Source organism: Kushneria avicenniae, assembly GCF_900112585.1.
Lineage (GTDB): Bacteria > Pseudomonadota > Gammaproteobacteria > Pseudomonadales > Halomonadaceae > Kushneria > Kushneria avicenniae.
The window spans coordinates 119,513-138,382 of sequence record NZ_FOLY01000004.1 but is presented as its reverse complement, the minus strand read 5'-3'; the positions used below and the strand labels follow the sequence as shown (position 1 = coordinate 138,382).

At 59.6% G+C, this 18,870-nt stretch carries 12 protein-coding genes and 5 tRNA genes; 14 read left to right on the top strand and 3 right to left on the bottom strand.

Features of this window, described 5'->3' with window-relative positions:
* The first annotated feature begins 9 nt into the window (after nucleotides 1–9).
* Both BM079_RS09910 and BM079_RS09905 read left to right on the top strand, forming a co-directional pair.
* Entirely contained in the window at nucleotides 10–807 is a 798-nt protein-coding gene (locus tag BM079_RS09910) for an undecaprenyl-diphosphate phosphatase (RefSeq protein ID WP_090133548.1), read from the top strand.
* Nucleotides 804–1,595, top strand: coding sequence for a class I SAM-dependent methyltransferase (locus BM079_RS09905; RefSeq protein ID WP_090133545.1), 792 nt, complete (start codon nucleotides 804–806; stop codon nucleotides 1,593–1,595). Before BM079_RS09910 ends, BM079_RS09905 begins: the two co-directional genes overlap by 4 nt.
* On the opposite strand, the gene plsB is transcribed toward BM079_RS09905, so the two are convergent.
* A complete protein-coding gene (gene plsB, locus BM079_RS09900) occupies nucleotides 1,587–4,073 on the bottom strand; it encodes a glycerol-3-phosphate 1-O-acyltransferase PlsB (RefSeq protein ID WP_245742951.1) in 2,487 nt (828 codons plus the stop codon). The genes BM079_RS09905 and plsB overlap by 9 nt on opposite strands.
* A 137-nt stretch (nucleotides 4,074–4,210) precedes the next feature.
* Here plsB and BM079_RS09895 point away from each other — a divergent pair, with 137 nt between their 5' ends.
* Nucleotides 4,211–5,338 carry a phospholipase D-like domain-containing protein gene (locus BM079_RS09895; protein ID WP_090133542.1) on the top strand — a complete coding sequence of 376 codons (1,128 nt, stop codon included), beginning with the start codon at nucleotides 4,211–4,213 and terminating at the stop codon, nucleotides 5,336–5,338.
* Between the two features lie 26 nt (nucleotides 5,339–5,364).
* Here BM079_RS09895 and BM079_RS09890 read toward each other — a convergent pair whose 3' ends face one another.
* A complete protein-coding gene (locus BM079_RS09890; RefSeq protein WP_090133540.1) occupies nucleotides 5,365–6,054 on the bottom strand; it encodes a YecA/YgfB family protein in 690 nt (229 codons plus the stop codon).
* 77 nt (nucleotides 6,055–6,131) lie between these two features.
* Between BM079_RS09890 and BM079_RS09885 the strand changes: the two genes are divergently transcribed.
* The 3 genes from BM079_RS09885 (at nucleotide 6,132) to BM079_RS09875 (ending at nucleotide 9,678) form a co-directional block, all read left to right on the top strand.
* On the top strand, nucleotides 6,132–6,710 hold the full coding sequence (locus BM079_RS09885; RefSeq protein WP_090133538.1) for a SprT family zinc-dependent metalloprotease: 579 nt from the start codon (nucleotides 6,132–6,134) through the stop codon (nucleotides 6,708–6,710).
* 120 nt (nucleotides 6,711–6,830) lie between these two features.
* Nucleotides 6,831–8,753: an acetate--CoA ligase gene (acs, locus tag BM079_RS09880; RefSeq protein ID WP_245743001.1), complete on the top strand. Its 1,923-nt coding sequence runs from the start codon at nucleotides 6,831–6,833 to the stop codon at nucleotides 8,751–8,753.
* A gap of 262 nt (nucleotides 8,754–9,015) precedes the next feature.
* Nucleotides 9,016–9,678, top strand: a complete 663-nt coding sequence (locus BM079_RS09875; protein WP_090133533.1) for a response regulator — start codon at nucleotides 9,016–9,018, stop codon at nucleotides 9,676–9,678.
* Nucleotides 9,679–9,746: 68 nt separating this feature from the next.
* Here the strand turns inward: BM079_RS09875 and BM079_RS09870 are convergent, their stop codons facing one another.
* Entirely contained in the window at nucleotides 9,747–13,688 is a 3,942-nt protein-coding gene (locus tag BM079_RS09870; RefSeq protein WP_090133530.1) for a hybrid sensor histidine kinase/response regulator, read from the bottom strand.
* Between the two features lie 188 nt (nucleotides 13,689–13,876).
* On the opposite strand from BM079_RS09870, the gene ttcA reads away from it, so the two are divergent.
* The 8 genes from ttcA (at nucleotide 13,877) to BM079_RS09830 (ending at nucleotide 18,848) form a co-directional block, all read left to right on the top strand.
* Entirely contained in the window at nucleotides 13,877–14,758 is an 882-nt protein-coding gene (ttcA, locus tag BM079_RS09865; protein WP_090133528.1) for a tRNA 2-thiocytidine(32) synthetase TtcA, read from the top strand.
* A gap of 71 nt (nucleotides 14,759–14,829) precedes the next feature.
* Nucleotides 14,830–14,905, top strand: a tRNA-Val gene (locus tag BM079_RS09860).
* Between the two features lie 39 nt (nucleotides 14,906–14,944).
* Nucleotides 14,945–15,021: transfer RNA gene (locus BM079_RS09855), tRNA-Asp, on the top strand.
* A 32-nt stretch (nucleotides 15,022–15,053) separates the two neighbouring features.
* Nucleotides 15,054–15,130, top strand: a tRNA-Asp gene (locus BM079_RS09850).
* 53 nt (nucleotides 15,131–15,183) lie between these two features.
* Nucleotides 15,184–15,259 (top strand) — tRNA-Val (locus BM079_RS09845).
* Nucleotides 15,260–15,297: 38 nt separating this feature from the next.
* Nucleotides 15,298–15,374: transfer RNA gene (locus BM079_RS09840), tRNA-Asp, on the top strand.
* Between the two features lie 229 nt (nucleotides 15,375–15,603).
* Nucleotides 15,604–16,701: a threonine aldolase family protein gene (locus BM079_RS09835; protein ID WP_090133527.1), complete on the top strand. Its 1,098-nt coding sequence runs from the start codon at nucleotides 15,604–15,606 to the stop codon at nucleotides 16,699–16,701.
* Between the two features lie 224 nt (nucleotides 16,702–16,925).
* On the top strand, nucleotides 16,926–18,848 hold the full coding sequence (locus BM079_RS09830; protein WP_090133525.1) for a PrkA family serine protein kinase: 1,923 nt from the start codon (nucleotides 16,926–16,928) through the stop codon (nucleotides 18,846–18,848).
* Nucleotides 18,849–18,870: the final 22 nt, after the last annotated feature.

The window sequence follows — 18,870 nt, the reverse complement described above, 5'->3', positions numbered from 1 at the left end:
ATCTTTTCTATGGATTGGTTTCATGTGGTGGTGCTCTCCCTCATTCAGGGGGTCTCCGAATTCCTGCCGGTGTCGTCATCGGCGCATCTGATTCTGCCATCACAGCTGTTTGGCTGGCCCGATCAGGGTCTGGCATTTGATGTTGCCGTTCATGTCGGCACGCTTCTGGCCGTTTTAATGGCGTTTCGCAAGGACGTCATTGCCATTCTGGGAGGCTGGTTTGCACATGTATTCAAGCGCCGACCGAGCGAAGAGGCTCGTATCGGCTGGGCGGTCATTGTCGCTACTTTGCCTGCCGGCATTCTGGGATTTCTCGCCGATGATCTGATCAGCAGCTATGCCCGGTCAGGTCTTGTCATTGCAACCACCACCATCGTCTTTGGTCTGCTGCTGTGGTGGGCGGACGTCAAGGGCATCAGAAAGCTGGTCATGTCGCAGATGACGCTGAAAAATGCGCTGCTGATCGGCTTCGCCCAGGCACTGGCCCTGATTCCCGGCACCTCGCGTTCGGGCATTACCATTACGGCGGCACTGCTTCTGGGCTATACCCGCCAGACGGCAGCACGTTTTTCGTTTCTGATGTCGATTCCACTGATTCTGGCGGCCGGCACCTTCAAGGGGATCGAGCTTGCCGAGACCGGCGCTGATGCGCACTGGCTGCCTATCCTGGGGGGTGTTGTATTGTCCTTCCTCTCGGCGCTGGCCTGCATCAAGCTCTTTCTGGCCGCACTGGATCGTATCGGCATGCTGCCCTTTGTCATCTATCGTCTGATTCTGGGCGTCTTTTTGTTCATCTTTCTGGCATGACCGGTACAGATGCCGACACGCAGCCCGTGGTGGTGGGTGATGACGCTCCCAGCCGGGCCCTGGCGCAGCGGCTGGGGCTTGCTCTGGTGCAGACACCGGGCAGTCATGCGCTATGGCTGCACTATGGTGAGCAGGGACTGGAGCTGGGGGGCGACAGGCAACGTTTCGGCGCGCCGATACGCGCCGATCTGGTCAGCGGTGGCGTGGCGCATCGACGTCAGTTCGGTGGTGGGCGTGGACAGCTGATTGCGCGCGCCTGCGGTATGAAACAGGGCGTGTCGCCGGACATCATTGATGCTACGGCAGGCCTTGGGCGTGATAGTGCGGTACTGGCCTCGCTGGGGGCGCGGGTGCTGATGATCGAGCGGCATCCGGTGGTGGCCGCGCTGCTTTTCGATGCGTTGATGCGCGCCGGTGAGGTTGGTGAGCTGGCGTCTCTGACGCAGCGGCTTCATTTTGCTGAAGGCGACAGCAGCCAGACGCTGTCAGCGCTGGTGGCTGTCTCCGGGATCACGCCTCAGGTCATACATCTTGATCCCATGTATCCCCATCAGGACAAGTCCGCGCTGGTCAAAAAGGAGATGCGCATTTTCCGCCATCTGGTCGGTGATGACGCCGACGCGGCGCAGCTTCTCGATCAGGCGCTTGATGTCGCCACGCACCGGGTTGTGGTCAAGCGTCCGAAGGGGGCGCCGCCAATTGACGGGCCGGCGCCCAGCCATGAGATCGTGTCCAGAAACAGCCGCTACGACCTTTATGTCCATCGCTCCCTGAAGCCATCACGCTGACGCCTCCGTATGCGGCCGCCCGGCGGTCAGCTCCGTCAGGCGATGACGCAGGGCCGGATCAAACAGTGCACGGCTTTTCATCAGCGCCTCCGGCAGGCGGGCGTCAAAATTGAGTCGCTCCTGCGACTGCCAGAGCCAGCCGTCACGCTCGAGGGTATCCAGCAGCCCGGCAAACAGACGACGGTCAAAGAATTCCGGTGCGTTGAGCCCCTGCAGCCGCGTCAGGCGCTCTGCCAGCAGCTGACTCTGGGCTTCCAGCACCTCTCGGCTGATGGTGCCGCTGGGATAGTGCATCAGCGTCGAGAAAAGAATAAACCCGCGCTCGAGTGTGGGCTGAATGGCCCGACCCAGCAGATAAAGCCGTTCACGCGCTTCATTACCTGTTTCAGGGCGATGCCAGTGCTCTCCCTGTCGTTTCAAGAGCCCCAGCGCCACGAAGACATCCAGCACATCGTTCAGGTGCTCGGCAAACGGCGTGTCGTCGTCCTCGATAAAATACTCCTGCTGCAGGGCCGGCCAGATCGGCGCCAGCAGGGTGTCCAGCGTTTCGAAGTCAAGGCTTGCGTTGTTGCGAAAGGCAAACGCCACCAACGCATGCAGGGCGAAAAGATGCAGGATGTTGTTGCGATACCAGGTCAACAGTGTGGCCCGTTCGTCGCTCACGGTGATCATATCGCCCAGCGAGTGCTCGATACGACTGACCATGCCCAGATATTCGCTGCGCTCGATCCACTCCCGGGGGCCTTGCTCCGGCAGGCGAACACGCTTGCCGCCCGGTAGCTGAGCCTGCAGGGCATAAAGGGTCTTGAGCTGGCGCAGCAGCAGATCGATTTCGATGGTGCGGTGCGGCGTGGCCAGAAGGGTCAGGGCCACCATGGCAATGGGCGTGAGTGCGGCCGCGTGGTTGATGCGAGTGGCAATCTCCTGGCTCAGGTCCGGCACGGCTTCACGCAGCCAGTCGGCATCGGCCCCGGGTGGTTGCGAGCGCCAGTCGGGGAAGCGCTGATCCAGATAGCTGCCCAGTGCCAGCGGCTCTCCAACGCTGACCTGAACGCGTCCGAAGGGTTGACGCAGGTGGCGCAGCACGCGCAACAGTCCCAGCGGCGTCTCCTTGCGCTTTTTGCCGGTGCGCAGCTCACGAATGTAGGCATTGGACTCGAGTACCTTCTCGTAGCCGATATAGATCGGCACAAAGGCCAGTTCACGGCTGGGCGCTCGCGCGTGGGAGCGCAGCGTCATCGACAGCATGCCGGGGCGCGGCGAGAGCATTCGACCGGTACGCGAACGCCCTCCTTCAATGAAGTATTCCACCGGATGGCCCTGCGACAGGAGCTGATGCAGGTATTCGTTGAATACGGCGCTATAGAGTCGGTTGCCGCGAAAGCTGCGGCGCATGAAAAAGGCACCGGCCCGGCGCAGCAGCGGGCCGATCAGGGGCATGTCGAGATTGCGGCCGGCGGCGATATGCGGTGGCATCAGCCCCTGCTGATAGAGCACGTAGGAGAGCAGCAGATAGTCGATGTGGCTGCGATGGCAGGGGACATAAACCAGCTCATGGGTACCGGCCAGAGCCTCGATATCCTCGATGCCGTGCACGTCGACACCATCATAGAGCCGGTTCCACAGGCGCCCCAGTACCTGATAGAGAAAGCGCAGCACGGGCGCCGACATGTTGGCGGCGATTTCGAAGCCGTAGCGCTCGGCACGCTGCAGGGCACGCGCGTCCTGTTCGCCGCGCTCCAGCGCGATGTGATGAGCGGCCTCCTGTACGGCAGGCTGACGCAATACGCGCCGGATCAGGGTGCGTCGATGAGACAGGTCCGGGCCAATGGCCTGCAGGCGAATGCGCCGGAAATAGCGCCGCAGGAAGCGGGTAATACGGATGCGATTGAACTGCTGATCGACATCGCCGTGGCTCATCAGCGCACGCAGCGATACCGGCTCTCCCAGGCGGATTTCGAGCGAGCGGCCGTTGATGATGACGCCGGCCAGACGCTGAAGCCGGCCCACCAGCGACCAGCCATCGGAGGTCAGCAGATGACGAAGCCCCACGCGCTCGCGCTGCGGTGCACGACCCCAGAACAGGGTGACCGGTACGATGTCCACATCGCTGTCGGAATGCTGCTCCAGGGTGGTGATCAGGTGATCAAGCGACGTGGAGCGATCGACATGACCACGATGGCGGCGATAGTGGGCGGCATCGAAGAGGGCCAGATGTGCCGGGAAATGCTGTCCCGACGCCAGACAGACGTCCCCATCGGGAGAGGGCAGGCGATGGCGCTGACAGAATATGGACAGGGCCAGGCGATCGGAGAGCGCCGATACCGGCAGCAAATAGATCACTGGCCGAGTGTCTGATGTGATGACGGACTCGGGGCGTTCGGGATCCACGCTTCGAAAGCGCAGCCAGGCGCCGAGTATCCGACAGCCGAGCCGCTGCCAGAATCCCTGTGGTGAGGACTTTTCAAACATGGGCATGGCTGCTCGCTGAATCAGGAAAGCGGACGGACCGAATGATCTGACAGGAAGGTCTGCAACGATCCGATGACATGGCACTATAGTATAGCGCTGGCTGAATCGACATGGCCCCGGGGGCAAGGCAGGGAGAAGGCAGCATGAGAGAGCAGTGGCACGACGGCAATCATTTTTCCCTGCTGCCCAGGGCAGAGCGGTTTGTGCCGGCACTGTTGAATGCCATCGATCAGGCCGAAGCGTCGATTCTGATCGAGCTCTATATCGTCGAGGACGGCGAGATGGCCGAGCGCTTTTTCACGGCGCTCGAGAGCGCCGTCGCCCGCGGCGTTGACGTGCGTCTGCTGATCGATGCCTGCGGTTCATGGTCGCTCTCTGGTGAAAGCAAGCAGCGGCTGGCCGATGCCGGCGTGTCGCTTCGTGAGTTCAATGTACTGTCGCTCCGGCATCTGGGGCGTTTTATCTCGCGCGACCATCGCAAGCTGATCGTCATCGACGGTCACACCGCCTTTACCGGTGGGTTCGGCATCAGCGATCAGTTTTTGAGATCATGGTTCGAAGTGGCCGTGCGCATTACCGGCCCCTGTGTTGATGACTGGATCAGGCTGTTCAACCGGGCATGGCGCTCACGCAAGGCGCAGGATTTTGTCACCGGTGCGCGAAAGACCAACAGCGTCCCGGTCATTACGCCGCATTCGATGCGCTGCGAGGGCAGCATGGTCGGGCGTTTGGTCTGGGGACAGGGCTACCGCTATCAGGCCATACGCCGCTCGCTGCAGCACCAGGTTGGCACTGCCCGTGAGCGCATATGGATCTGTACCCCCTATTTTGTGCCTACCCGCACCCTGAGACGGCAGCTGCGTCGCGCGGCGCGGCGTGGGGTGGATGTCAGGCTGCTGCTGGCCGCCCGCGATCATGATCACCCCAGCGTGCGCTACGCCGGCCAGCGCTTTTTCACTCGGCTTTTGCGCGCTGGTGTGCGTATCTTCGAATTTCAGCCGCGCTTTATTCACGCCAAGTTCAGCCTGTGCGACGGCTGGTCGACCATTGGCTCGTGCAACTTCGATCACTGGAGTCTGCAGTGGAATCTGGAAGCCAATCAGGAGATCGATGACGACGACTTTGCCACCGAGCTGGGAACGCTGTTCGAGCACTGCTTTGAACAGTGCCACGAGATCAGCGCCGCGCGCTGGGCGTCACGATCGCGACGCCAGCGCCTGCGCGAATGGGGATATGGCGTCATGGATGCGCTCATCACGCGATTGCGCTGAGCGTGTTTCTGAAGGTTTGAGAGACGTTACCGTTGCGAACGTTTTCCCGGGCCCTTGCTGCCGGATTTGCCCTTGCCGCCCTTGGTGGGGCCGCCCTTCGGGGCCGGTTTTTCGGCCGGGGCGCGCTGCAGCAGATAAAGATCCAGCGTCAGTTCGGCGAGCTGGCCCGCCAGGCGAGTGGCCTCGGCCGGCTGCTGTCCCAGTGCGGCAAGCTCCGGGTCTTCTTCATCAAAAAGCCCGGACAGGGTCATGAAAGGCAGCAGTAGTTCGGCGGCCGTCTCCTCCTGCGCGCCGAACCAGGCCTCTTCATCAAGGAAAACGCCCTCCATGAAGCCGGCACACCAGAGCCTTGCGGGATGCTCTTCGTTGTCCTCATCACTGCCCTCGAACTCGAGATCAAAGGGCAGGTCCGGGACGTTGCCGCCTTCAAACACATCAACGGCGTTGTCGATCAGAGCATCCAGTGCTTCGAGAACGCTCTGGCGCTGCTGGTCGTCGTCGAATTCGGGCGTGGTATCAAAGATCAGGGCATGTCGTTCATCGCGGTCATGTGCCACGGTCGAGATGGCCAGTGCGGTCAGAAGACCGTGAGCGCCGAAAAGGTCCAGCGCTTCTTCGCTGACCCGTTCGGAGTCCATGAACTCGAACAGCGCGTCAAGACGGTCATCTTCCAGCAGCGGTACCGGTTGCGGCGTATCGGCCGTGATATCATTCATTGAGCAATGTCCATCCAGTAAGCAGCGCGTGGTGCGGCAATCAAGCCGCCGGGTCGAGAGCCAACAGTTTATCATCCATGACCAGATCTCTTTCCAATCACGGTGACGACTTTCCTGTCGGTGACAGCTTTCCTGCCGGTGATGCCAGTCAGGCGCGGCTTCTGACCTGCGTGACACGGTGTCTGCGCATCGCACAGCGTCATTACCCAATGCTGCCCGCACCCGGAATCTGGTGCGATCTGCGCGGGCGCAGCGCGGGTCAGGCCCATTACGGTCGTGGCGGGCTACGCTTTAACATGACGCTCTACGCCGAGCAGCCCGATACCTTTTTAAACGAGGTGGTGCCCCATGAAATGGCCCACTGGGTGGTGCATCACGTGTATCCGGGGCGCGTTCGCCCTCATGGCGTTGAGTGGCAGCGGGTAATGGTCAGGGTGTTTGATCGCTCACCCAGCGTCACCCACCGCTTTGATACCTCGCGTGCCAGCCCGGCACCCTATCGCTACGTTTGTGATTGTCGCCATCACTACTTTACCCGCCGGCGCTATAACAACGAGCGGCGCGGCAGCCGATACCGCTGTCGTCACTGCGGCGTGGTGCTTCGCCTTGAGGGAAAGGTTTCGGATCATGGCGCCAAGAGATTGGTCGAACAGTGACCATGGTCTAATGGTCAGTCTGCCCCTGCCCGGCGCTAATCTAGGCATCACACTATTCATGATGGGGGCCGTGACCCTGTCAGACTGAGGAGATGCGACATGAGCCAGACTGCCCATGCCATGGCAGGTGCCGCACAAAAGCTGCCTGGTCCGATGAGCGAGCAGGACTATCGTGAGCGCTATCGCTATTCGATCGAATCTCCTGAAGCCTTCTGGCGCGAAGAGATGCAGCGTCTTGACTGGATGCGCACGCCCGAAAAAATACTCGACGGTCATTTCGGCGACAACCATTCTCGAATCAAGTGGTTTGCGGACGGCGAGCTCAATGCCTCGGTCAACTGTCTTGATCGACATCTGGAAAGCCGCGGCGACAAGCCCGCCATCGTCTGGGAGGGTGACAACCCCGACCACCAGCGAACCATTACCTATCGCGAGCTGCATCGGCAGACCTGTCAGTTTGCCAACATGCTCAAGGCGCTTGGCGTCAAGCGTGGGGATACCGTCACGCTTTATATGCCGATGATCCCGGAAGCTGGCGTTGCCATGCTGGCATGTGCCCGCATCGGCGTGGTGCATTCGGTGGTGTTCGGTGGTTTCTCCCCCGAGGCGCTGGCCGGTCGCATCTCGGACTGCCAATCGCGGGTGGTCATTACCTCGAATGTCTCGCGTCGTGGTGGCAAGCAGGTACCGCTGAAGAAAAACGTTGATGAAGCGCTGTCCATCAAGGGCACTGACTGCGTCGAGCATGTGCTGGTCGTACCCTGTGGCGATGGGTCGATCGACTGGCAATCACGCGACATCGATGCCTGCGCAATGATGAAGGAGCAGTCCGAAGTCTGCGAGCCTGAAGCCATGAACGCCGAGGATCCGCTGTTCATCCTCTATACTTCCGGATCGACCGGCACGCCCAAGGGGCTGATGCATACCACCGGCGGCTATCTGCTGTTTGCAGCCATGACCCATCAGCAGATCTTTGATCTGCGTGAGGATGATGTCTACTGGTGTGCTGCCGACGTGGGCTGGGTGACCGGCCACTCCTATGTGGTATATGGACCCCTGGCCAATGGGGCGACCACGGTCATGTTCGAGGGGGTGCCGAGCTATCCGGATTATGGTCGCGTGGGGGAAGTTATCGATCGGCACAACATCACGATTTTCTACACCTCCCCGACGGCCATTCGCGCCATGATGGGGCACGGCGATCATGTACTGGACAGCAGTCAGCGCGATTCACTGCGCCTTATCGGTACAGTCGGCGAGCCCATCAACCCGCAGGCATGGCACTTCAGCCATCAGATCATCGGCAAGGGACGCTGCCCGATCATGGACACCTGGTGGCAGACCGAAACCGGTGGCCACATGATGGCACCGCTGACCGATGTTGATAACGTCAAGCCCGGCGCGGCCATGCGTCCCTTCTTCGGCATTCGCCCGGCACTGATGGATGCCGAGGGCAGGCGTATTGAAGGTGAAGGGGATGGTAGTCTGGTCATCGAGGGCAGCTGGCCGGGACAGGCGCGTACCATCTGGGGCAACCACGAGCGCTTTGAGGAAACCTATTTCAGCACCCATCCCGGCACCTACTTTACCGGTGACGGGGCGCATCGCGATGCCGACGGGGACTACTGGATCACCGGACGCATCGATGACGTGCTTAACGTGTCCGGACACCGCATGGGAACGGCCGAAATCGAATCGGCGCTGGTGGCTCACCCTGCGGTGGCCGAGGCCGCCGTGGTCGGCTTCCCTCATGACATGAAGGGGCAGGGTATCTATGCCTATATCACCCTGATGCAGGGCGTGGAGCCTTCCGAGGATCTGAGCCGGGAACTCAATGATGTCGTGCGCCGCGATATCGGAGCGATTGCCAGGCTCGATGCCATTCAGTGGGCGCCGGGTCTGCCCAAGACGCGTTCGGGCAAGATCATGCGTCGTATTCTTCGCAAGATTGCGGCCAACGAAGTGGATGGGCTGGGGGATATCAGCACGCTCTCCGATCCTGACGTGGTAGCGGCCCTGATCAGGGAGCGTGTGCACCATTAGGAATATGCTCATCTGCTTCTGAGTCACGACAAGCGTGTCATCTTGTCGCATAATGAACGTTGGTGCCGGGAAACCGGTTGCCAACGTTTTATTTTGGAAATAAAAAAATCATGGGATAACATGCTGAGATTGCTGGTTACATAAACATGATCGGCAGATGGCATGATGACGCTCGGCCTTGCACTGCTGATGACGTGGCTGACCGCGTTTTGACCGGGGCTGGGCCGTCCTGAATGATACGGGGAATCCTGGAGGAAACCGCATGGCCTTTGCCCAGAAGTTTATCGTGGCAGATGATCACCCCTTGTTTCGTGCGGCACTGACGCAGTCGCTGCGTCAGGTAGCGGCCAATGCCGAGATTGTTGAAGCCGACACCATGGAAGCCACCATCGAGGTCGTCACGCGTCACCCCGATGCCGACCTGATTCTTCTGGACCTGCGTATGCCCGGAGCACACGGCTTTTCGGGCCTGATACAGCTGCGCGGGCAGATGCCCGATATTCCGGTGGCAGTGATCTCCGGCAGTGAAGAGCCGCAGGTGGTGCGCCGCTCACTGGACTACGGTGCATCCGGGTTCATTCCCAAGTCGGCATCGCTGGATACCATCGCTGGTGGCATCAGCGCCATTCTGGATGGCGAAATATGGCTACCGCCCGAAATGGCGGACTATCTGGGGGATGGTGACGAAGAAGAAGCCCGGTTCGCCGCGGCGATCGCCTCGCTGACGCCGCAGCAGTTTCGCGTTCTCAACATGTTGACCGAAGGCCTGCTCAACAAGCAGATTGCCTACGACCTTAACGTCTCCGAGGCGACCATCAAGGCGCATGTGACGGCCATCCTGCGCAAGCTGGGCGTTCATTCCCGCACCCAGGCCGTGATCGCCGCGCAGAAGCTTGAAGTGGAGCCTTCACGCGTCGAAGAGTAAGCCGCTACCAGGCATGAAAAATCCCGGCAGGTACCGGGATTTTCTGTGTCGGTCGACAGCAGCGCGAGCTATTCGGGGCGGCGATTGGCCTGAAGGGTTCGGGTCAACAGCGCGCGCAGGGCCGCCGGGCGGACCGGCTTGCTGAGCTGATGATAGCCGGCGCGTCGGATCTGATCGGCAACTTCTTCGGTCCGATCAGCCGTGATCACGATGCCCGGCACGTCCCTGCTGAAACGCTCGGCAAGCGACTCCAGCGCCATCAGGCCGGTGACTTCATTGTCCAGATGGTAGTCGGCCAGAATGATGTCAGGCTCGCCGGTCATGTTGCGAACAACCGAGCGGGCGCCGCCGATCGAGGTGGCGGTGAACACCTCGCACTCCCAGCCTTCCAGCATGGCCTTCATACCCTCAAGCGTCATGGTCTCGTTATCGATACAGATGATGCGGGCACCGCGAATGCGGTTGCCGGCACTTTTCTGTGCGGCCTGCGTTTCCTGAGGCGTCAGCGTGGCACCCTGTTTGCGGGGCACGGTCAGGGCAAACATGGTGCCATGGCCTTCCCGTGAGCGAATCGTAATCGGATGGTCCAGCACGCGTGCCATGCGATCGGCGATGGATAGCCCCAGCCCCAGCCCCTTTTCACTCTCGCGGTGGCGCGATTTCTGATCCAGACGGCGAAACTCCTGAAAGATTTCCGCCTGGCGTGATTCCGGAATGCCGGGGCCGGTGTCCCAGACTTCGATCGACAGCTGCTCTCCTCGACGACGACAGCCCAGCAGCACGCGGCCGTGCTGGGTGTAACGCAGGGCGTTGGAGAGAAAATTCTGGATGATGCGTCTGAGCATCTGCGGGTCGCTGTCGATCACGGCACCTGTTTCAATCATGTCCAGATCCAGGCCGCGGTCCTGCGCCATGACCGAGAATTCGGCGTAAAGAGGGCGCAGAATCTCGTTGAGGGCCACGACCTGACGTCGGGGTGTCAGGGCACCGGCATCCAGTTTGGAGATGTCCAGCAGCGTGCCCAGCAGTTCCTCGGCGGCCTGAAGCGAATTGTCGATATGGACCAGTGTGTCATGATGTTCGCTCTCCTCGAGACGCTGGGTCAGCGCTGAGGTGAACAGCCGCGCTGCGTTGAGCGGCTGGAGGAGGTCATGACTGGCAGCGGCCAGAAAGCGGGTCTTGGAGGCATTGGCGGTTTCAGCAACCTGTTTGGCCTGTCGCAGCGCCAGTTCGGCTTCCGAGCGGACCCGGTTTTCCTGACGTAGTGCAATGTTGACCTCGGAAAGTTCTCGGGTTCGCTCGCGCACCCGCTCTTCCAGATGCTCGTTGGTTTCTTGCAAGGCGATCTCGGCCAGGCGGCGCTCGGTAATATCCTGGTAAAGCGCAAAGAAACCCAGTACGCGGCCGTCTTCACCAAAGTGCGGCGTATAGGTGGCCAGCATGTAGCGTGTGCCGCCATCACGGTCGAGCAGGGAGAGCTCCCACGACACGCGCTCGCCACCGAGCGCCCGCTGCATCCAGGGCGCACGCAGCTTCCATGTACTGGCGCTCATGACCTCTTCGGCACGCTTGCCAATGGCCTGAAGGCGGTCCACTTCCATGGCGGTTTCGTAGGCGCGGTTGGTGAAGAGGTAGTGACAGTCGCGGTCGAAATAGGCGATCAGCGCCGGCACGTTGTCGGTATAGATGCGAATGTTGTTTTCCGAGCGAATCAGGGCTTCTTCGGTACGCTTCTGATCAGTGATGTCCTGATAGGTATAGACAAAGCCGCCGCCCACCATGGGGTTGCCCTGAATGTCGAGCACGCTGTCATCCTGCCGGTAACGCTGGTAGTGATGTGCGTGGCCGCTGCGAATGTTGTCCATCAGCAGCCGCACGTGCTCCTGCGGGTCCCCGGGGCCGTATTCACCGTGCTCGGCGTTGTATAAAAAGATGCGCTCGATGGGTTCGCCGACATGAACCAGATGATCGGGAAAGCGGAAAAGCTCCAGATAGCGCTGGTTCCAGACTACGATGCGCAACTTGTGATCCACCACCATGACGCCCTGGTTGATGTTCTCGATGGTGGCCTGCAGAAGGGATCGGTTGAACTCGAGCACCTGTGAGGCTTCATCGACGATGGAGACGACATCCGAGATGGAGACGTCCCGTCCCGACAGAGCCGAGTTGACCACGATGCGGGCCGAAGAGGCGCCGATTGCCGAGGCCAGCAGGCGTTCGGTAAAGCCGATCAGATCAATCGAGGCGCGCATGCCCGGGTCGAGTCGCTGCTGATTGCGCCAGCCATAATCGCTGAAGGCGCGCTCGACCTGATCCTCGTTGAGAAAACGGCGGGAAAGGGATTTGAGATCGCCAATCGAGGTGGTGCCGCCCCAGGGTCGATTGCTCAGGGTCTGATGAGAGGCCACGCTGTCCACGAACAGCGAGGCCTGAATGCGCTCGACCACGCGCTGCCGGGTAATCTGGGAGAAAAAGATATAGCAGAACAGGTTTACGCCCAGCGACAGCAGTACGCCTTGCGTGATGGGGTCGTTCAGTGACAGACCCAGCAGATTGGAGGGGCTGAGCAGCTCGATGCCCATCGGGCCCGCATCAACGGGGAAGGAGAGCAGGCCGGCGCGTACCAGTGTCGGCAGCAGCAGGGTATAGGCCCAGATCAGAAAGCCCAGTCCCAGGCCCAGGCTGACGCCGAAGCGGTTGCCGCGCTTCCAGTAAAGGCCCCCGATCAGCGCCGGGGCGAGCTGCGCCAGCGCCGCCAGTGACAGGATGCCAAGACTTGCCAGTGAGCTTGAGGTGGCCGTCAGCTTGTAGAATCCATAGGCCAGCGCCAGAGTCAGCACGATAATCAGACGGCGAATACGCAGAACCCAGCGGGCGTAGTCGCCGTTGCGGGCGTCAAATCCCTTCAGGCGCAGCAGCAGCGGAATAACGACCTCGTTGGAGATCATGATGGAGAGCGTGACCGCTGCCATGATGACCATGCCGCTGGCGGCCGCGAAGCCGCCAATGAAGGTAACCATGACCAGCCAGGGCTGATCGACGGCCATGGCGAGATGCAGGACCCAGGTGTCCGGATCAAGATTCTGACCTTCGAACAGCGTCATGGCGGCCGCGGCCAGCGGCAATACGAAAAAGCCGGCGGCGATCAGATACAGCGGAAAGAGCCAGCGTGCCCGGGCGGTATCATCGGTGCTGGTGTTTTCGACCACGGTGACATGGAACTGACGCGGAATGCAGAACACGGCCAGCATGGCCAGCAGGGTCTGGGTCCAGAACCCCTGACCGAAGCTGGCGCTGCTGAAATGGGTGCCGGCGGAAAGGTCCCGGACCGCGCGGCTTGAAAGCTCGCTCAGGCCGTCAAACGCGCCCCATGTGATCAGCGCGCCCAGCAGCACAAAAGCGCCGAGCTTGACCACCGACTCGAAGGCGATGGCCTGAATCAGACCCTCGTGATGCTCGGTGGCATCGGTGTGGCGCGTGCCGAACAGGATTGCAAACAGCGCCATGAGTGCGGCGACGTAGAACGCCGTATCGCCAAGGATGGGAGAGCGTACGATGTCATTGTTGGCCGTCAGCACCGTGAAACTGGCCGCCATGGCCTTGAGCTGCAGGGCCAGGTAAGGGAGGGTGCCCAGCAGCGCCACCAGACTGGCCAGTGCCGCCAGCGCCTGGGTCTTGCCATAGCGTGAGGCAATAAAGTCGGCGATCGAGGTAATATTTTGTCCCTTGGCGACCCGGATCATCTTGGTCAGAATCGGCCAGAACAGCAAAAAGGCGAGAATGGGTCCCAAAAAAACGCTGAGATACTGCAGTCCCGAGCCTGCGACCTGACCGACGCTGCCGTAGAAGGTCCAGGAGGTGCAGTAGACGGCCAGCGCAAGGCTGTACACCAGCGGTCGACGTTTTGCCGGTCCGAGCCGCCGTGCGCGTTGGTCGCCACGCCAGGCGATGCCAAACAGCGTGACGATGTATAAAAGCGAGATGGTGAGCAGTAACCAGCCCTGAAACATCGTGGGAATCCTTGCCTGACCAACGTAATGGCTGCTTCATGATGGCAGCCTTGAAACACGGATAACGTCGCGTATGGCGCGTCGACGTCATCGCCCCCTCAACCCCCGCATTCACTACTCGATCTTCGCCTGCCTCCGACGGCGATGATAAAGTAGCGCCAATGTCGCATTAATCTGAAGTCATCTCCATGCAAGAACTTGATCAGTCTGTGAGTACCCGTGACAAGCGGGAATTCGACAAGCTTCAAAAACGCCTGCGCCGCAACGTCGGCAACGCCATTATCGACTACGCCATGATCAATGATGGCGACAGGGTGATGGTGTGCCTCTCCGGTGGCAAGGACTCCTATACCATGCTCGAGATTCTGCGCAATCTGCAGCGCAACGCGCCGGTGAGTTTCGAGCTGGTGGCCGTCAACATGGATCAGAAGCAGCCGGGCTTTCCCGAGCATGTGCTGCCGGAGTATCTGTCGAAGCAGGGTATCGAATATCACATCGTGGAACGTGATACCTATTCGATCGTGAAAGAGAAGGTGCCCGAGGGCAAGACGACCTGTGGGCTGTGCTCGCGGCTGAGACGGGGCACGCTTTACGGTTTTGCCGAGGAGATCGGCGCCAACAAGATCGCGCTGGGCCACCATCGTGATGACATGCTGGAAACGCTCTTTCTCAACATGTTCTTTGGGGGCTCGCTCAAGTCGATGCCGCCCAAGCTGCTCTCCGATGATGGCAAGAATATCGTGATCCGGCCGATGGCCTACTGCTCGGAGGCCGATATCGCCCGGTTTGCCGAGGCCATGGCTTTTCCGATCATTCCATGCAACCTGTGCGGCAGCCAGGAAAATCTGCAGCGACAGGTGGTCAAGGAGATGCTTGCCGACTGGGAGAAAAAGCATCCCGGGCGTATCGACACCATGTTCAAGGCGCTGACCAACGTGGCACCGTCACAGCTGGCGGACCGCGACCTGTTTGATTTTCACGGGCTCGAAGAGAAGCAGCGCCTGATGAAGCGCGATCGCATCGATACGATCAACCTGATGGCACAGGACGACGACGCGTCGCTGTCATGAAATTGTCTTTTCCGTTCAGGAAGTGTTTGACTTTCCAGTAATGATCGGTAGAATGCAGCGCCACATGACCCGGGTGGTTAGCTCAGTTGGAAGAGCACCAGCCTTACAAGCTGGGGGTCACTGGTTCGAGCCCAGTACCACCCACCATCATTACTGATAAGGTCATGTTGCTGTTTTCAGAGTTGCGGACTGGTAGTTCAGTTGGTTAGAATGCCGGCCTGTCACGCCGGAGGTCGCGGGTTCAAGTCCCGTCCAGTCCGCCAAATCTCTGGTTGCAGCAAAATTTCGATACAGTGGACTGGTAGTTCAGTTGGTTAGAATGCCGGCCTGTCACGCCGGAGGTCGCGGGTTCAAGTCCCGTCCAGTCCGCCATCGAAATTACAATATCGTCATGCTGGCAATGTTTTTCAGCATCAGCGATAGCCGGGTGGTTAGCTCAGTTGGAAGAGCACCAGCCTTACAAGCTGGGGGTCACTGGTTCGAGCCCAGTACCACCCACCATCATCTTTAAATGATGATACGACATTGCAAGCTTATGCGGACTGGTAGTTCAGTTGGTTAGAATGCCGGCCTGTCACGCCGGAGGTCGCGGGTTCAAGTCCCGTCCAGTCCGCCATCTGCTTGAATGTTTCCTACCTGTCGGTAATCCTCTCTGGTTCTAGACCTTCTCGAATTCTTTTCGGTCAGTATTCTATTTATCTGGTTCGTACGCTGTTGTACGGCTATCAGGTTTTCCTGTGCCTGCTTGCCAGCCATCCCTGCGCGCTTCATGCTTGATAAGCCATGCCAGTGATCGAGTGATCCTCGATCGGCAAGCCAATAACAAGCTGCAGGATAATCAAAACATGACTACCCCCGGTTTCAGCAATACGATCGCCAACAGCGATATTGCCACTGCTTCGCCGCGTTTTCTGGCCAGCGACAACACCTCGGGCATCTGTCCCGAAGCCATGCAGTATCTGCTAAGAGCCAACGAGCTGGACGATCTGGCCTACGGCAATGATGTCTGGACCGAGCGCGCCGCTGCACGGTTCAGAACGCTTTTCGAAACGGACTGCGAAATCTTTTTTGTTTTCAACGGCACCGCCGCTAATTCGCTGGCGCTGGCGTCGATGTGTCAGTCCTATCACGGCGTGATCTGCCATCAGCTGGCTCATATTGAAACCGACGAGTGTGGCGGCCCGGAGTTCTTTTCCAACGGCTCAAAGCTGCTGCCGGTCGATTCGCCCATGGGCAAGCTCACTCCCGAAGGCATTGCCGGCGTCGTGACCCGACGCAACGATATTCACTACCCGCGCCCCAGAGTGGTGTCCATTACCCAGGCCACCGAGGTGGGCACGCTTTATTCGCTCGAAGAGCTGCAGGCCATCCGTGCCGTCGCCGATCAGTATGATCTCAGAATTCATATGGATGGCGCTCGCTTTGCCAACGCCTGTGCATCACTGGATGTGACGCCTGCCGAGATGACCTGGAAGGCGGGCGTGGATGTATTGTGTTTTTCCGGCACCAAGAACGGGCTGGCCTTTGGCGAGGCCATTATCTTCTTTGATCGCGACATGGCGCGTGATTTCGAGTATCGCTGCAAGCAGGCGGGTCAGCTGGCCTCAAAGATGCGCTTTGTCAGCGCCCCCTGGCTGGGGCTTCTGGAAAACAATACCTGGCTTGCCAACGCCTCCCACGCCAACGCCATGGCGCAGCGTCTTATGAAGGGCGTAAGTGATGTGGAAGGCATTGATGTCATGTTTCCAGTGCAGGCCAACAGTGTCTTTCTGGAAATTCCTCCCGCAGCACAACAGTACTTGCGCGAATGCGGATGGACGTTTTATACCTTCATAGGAGAGGGCGGCGTTCGTTTTGTGTGTAGCTGGAATACCTCTGAAGCATTGATCGATTCATTGGTTGCCGACCTTCGTCGGGCACTGGCACAACGCTGCCAACAGTGATATTGATGGGATATCTTCCCTGACATCGACGCGGCAGTCTTCATGCCGCGTCTTCTGACCTGACCGGGGTGTCATCCGGCGTGCTCCGGACCGACACGACCAATCCTTCTTTAAAAGCAATAAAGCCTTCGATGAGCGGGAGTGCCGCAGTGGCCGATTGATTTTCACGGAAATGACGAGCGTGCGTACGGCAGGGCACACCGTCGCAACTCAAGGAGAAGTTCATGAGCATTTTTGATCATGTGCAGCACCGCTTTGAGCGCACCCTTCAGGAAGAAATGAGCCTTCAGGAATATCTTGAGCTCTGCCGTCGGGACCCTACCGCCTATGCCAGTGCCTCCGAGCGCATGCTCAAAGCGATTGGTGAGCCGGAAGTCATCGACACTGCCAAAAATCCTCGCCTTTCCCGTATTTTTTCCAACAAGCTGATCCGTCGCTACCCCGCCTTTGCCGAGTTTCACGGCATGGAAGATGCCATCGAGCAGATTGTGGCCTATTTCCGCCATGCCGCTCAGGGGCTCGAAGAGCGCAAGCAGATCCTCTATCTGCTCGGACCGGTCGGTGGTGGCAAGTCCTCGATCGCCGAGCGCCTCAAGGTGCTGATGGAGCAGATCCCCTTTTATGCCATCAAGGATTCGCCGGTACACGAATCTCCGCTGGGCCTTTTCAGCCCCGAGGAGGATGGCGAGACGCTGGAAAACGAATACAACATTCCCAGGCGCTACATGCGCAGCGTCATGTCCCCCTGGGCGGCCAAGCGCCTGCGTGAATACGGCGGCGATATTTCCCGTTTCCGGGTGGTCAAGGTCTACCCCTCGCGGCTCAATCAGATCGCGATCTCCAAGACCGAGCCGGGTGATGAGAACAATCAGGATATCTCGTCGCTGGTGGGCAAGGTCGATATTCGCAAGCTTGAGCTCTACTCCCAGGACGATCCGGACGCCTACAGTTTTTCCGGCGGGCTCTGCCGCGCCAATCAGGGGCTGATGGAGTTCGTGGAGATGTTCAAGGCGCCCATCAAGGTGCTGCATCCGCTGCTCACTGCCACCCAGGAGGGCAACTACAACCCTACCGAGGGCATGGGCGCCATCCCCTTTGATGGCGTGATTCTGGCGCACTCCAACGAGTCCGAATGGCAGCAGTTTCGCAACAATCGCAATAATGAGGCCTTTCTGGACCGTGTCTACATCGTCAAGGTGCCTTATTCGCTGCGCGTCTCGGAAGAGATGAAGATCTACGAAAAGCTGCTGCAGCACTCCTCGCTCTCCCATGCTCCCTGCGCCCCCGATACGCTGCGGATGCTGGCGCAGTTCTCGGTGCTGTCACGACTCAAGGAGCCGGAAAATTCCAGCATCTACTCCAAAATGCGCATCTACGACGGTCAGAACCTGAAGGATACTGATCCGCGCGCCCGTTCGATCCAGGAGTATCGGGACGCTGCCGGGGTCGATGAGGGGATGGAGGGGCTGTCGACCCGCTTCGCCTTCAAGATTCTCTCCAAGGTGTTCAACTTCGATTCCAGTGAAGTGGCCGCCAACCCGGTGCATCTGTTGTACGTGCTGGAGCAGCGTCTCGAGCAGGAGCAGCTGCCGCGGGAAATGCATGATCGCTACCTGCGCTTTATCAAGGAGTATCTGGCCCCGCGATATGTCGACTTCATCGGCAAGGAGATCCAGACCGCCTATCTGGAGTCCTACAGTGAATACGGCCAGAACATCTTTGATCGCTATGTGACCTACGCCGATTTCTGGATTCAGGATCAGGAATTCCGCGATCCGGAAACGGGTGAGCTGCTGGACCGGCAGGCGCTCAACGAAGAGCTCGAGAAGATCGAAAAGCCGGCGGGTATCTCCAACCCGAAGGACTTTCGTCACGAGGTTGTCAACTTTGTGCTGCGCGCGCGGGCACAAAACGACGGCCACAATCCCGGCTGGCAGTCCTATGAAAAGCTCAAGGGCGTGATCGAACACAAGATGTTTGCCAATACCGAAGAGCTTCTGCCGGTTATCTCGTTCAATGCCAAGGCCTCCAACGAGGACCGCCGAAAACACGATGATTTCGTCGATCGCATGGTGGCAAGGGGCTACACCGAAAAGCAGGTCCGCCTGCTCTCGGAGTGGTATCTGCGCGTGCGCAAGTCCCAGTAAGCGGCTGGCGCCGGCATGCCCG

Coding starts and splice junctions, on each gene's coding strand:
- BM079_RS09910 (WP_090133548.1), top strand. CDS start 10: ATGGATTGGTTTCATGTGGTGGTGCTCTCCCTCATTCAGGGGGTCTCC.
- BM079_RS09905 (WP_090133545.1), top strand. CDS start 804: ATGACCGGTACAGATGCCGACACGCAGCCCGTGGTGGTGGGTGATGAC.
- plsB (WP_245742951.1), bottom strand. CDS start 4,073: ATGCCCATGTTTGAAAAGTCCTCACCACAGGGATTCTGGCAGCGGCTC.
- BM079_RS09895 (WP_090133542.1), top strand. CDS start 4,211: ATGAGAGAGCAGTGGCACGACGGCAATCATTTTTCCCTGCTGCCCAGG.
- BM079_RS09890 (WP_090133540.1), bottom strand. CDS start 6,054: ATGAATGATATCACGGCCGATACGCCGCAACCGGTACCGCTGCTGGAA.
- BM079_RS09885 (WP_090133538.1), top strand. CDS start 6,132: ATGACCAGATCTCTTTCCAATCACGGTGACGACTTTCCTGTCGGTGAC.
- acs (WP_245743001.1), top strand. CDS start 6,831: ATGGCAGGTGCCGCACAAAAGCTGCCTGGTCCGATGAGCGAGCAGGAC.
- BM079_RS09875 (WP_090133533.1), top strand. CDS start 9,016: ATGGCCTTTGCCCAGAAGTTTATCGTGGCAGATGATCACCCCTTGTTT.
- BM079_RS09870 (WP_090133530.1), bottom strand. CDS start 13,688: ATGTTTCAGGGCTGGTTACTGCTCACCATCTCGCTTTTATACATCGTC.
- ttcA (WP_090133528.1), top strand. CDS start 13,877: ATGCAAGAACTTGATCAGTCTGTGAGTACCCGTGACAAGCGGGAATTC.
- BM079_RS09835 (WP_090133527.1), top strand. CDS start 15,604: ATGACTACCCCCGGTTTCAGCAATACGATCGCCAACAGCGATATTGCC.
- BM079_RS09830 (WP_090133525.1), top strand. CDS start 16,926: ATGAGCATTTTTGATCATGTGCAGCACCGCTTTGAGCGCACCCTTCAG.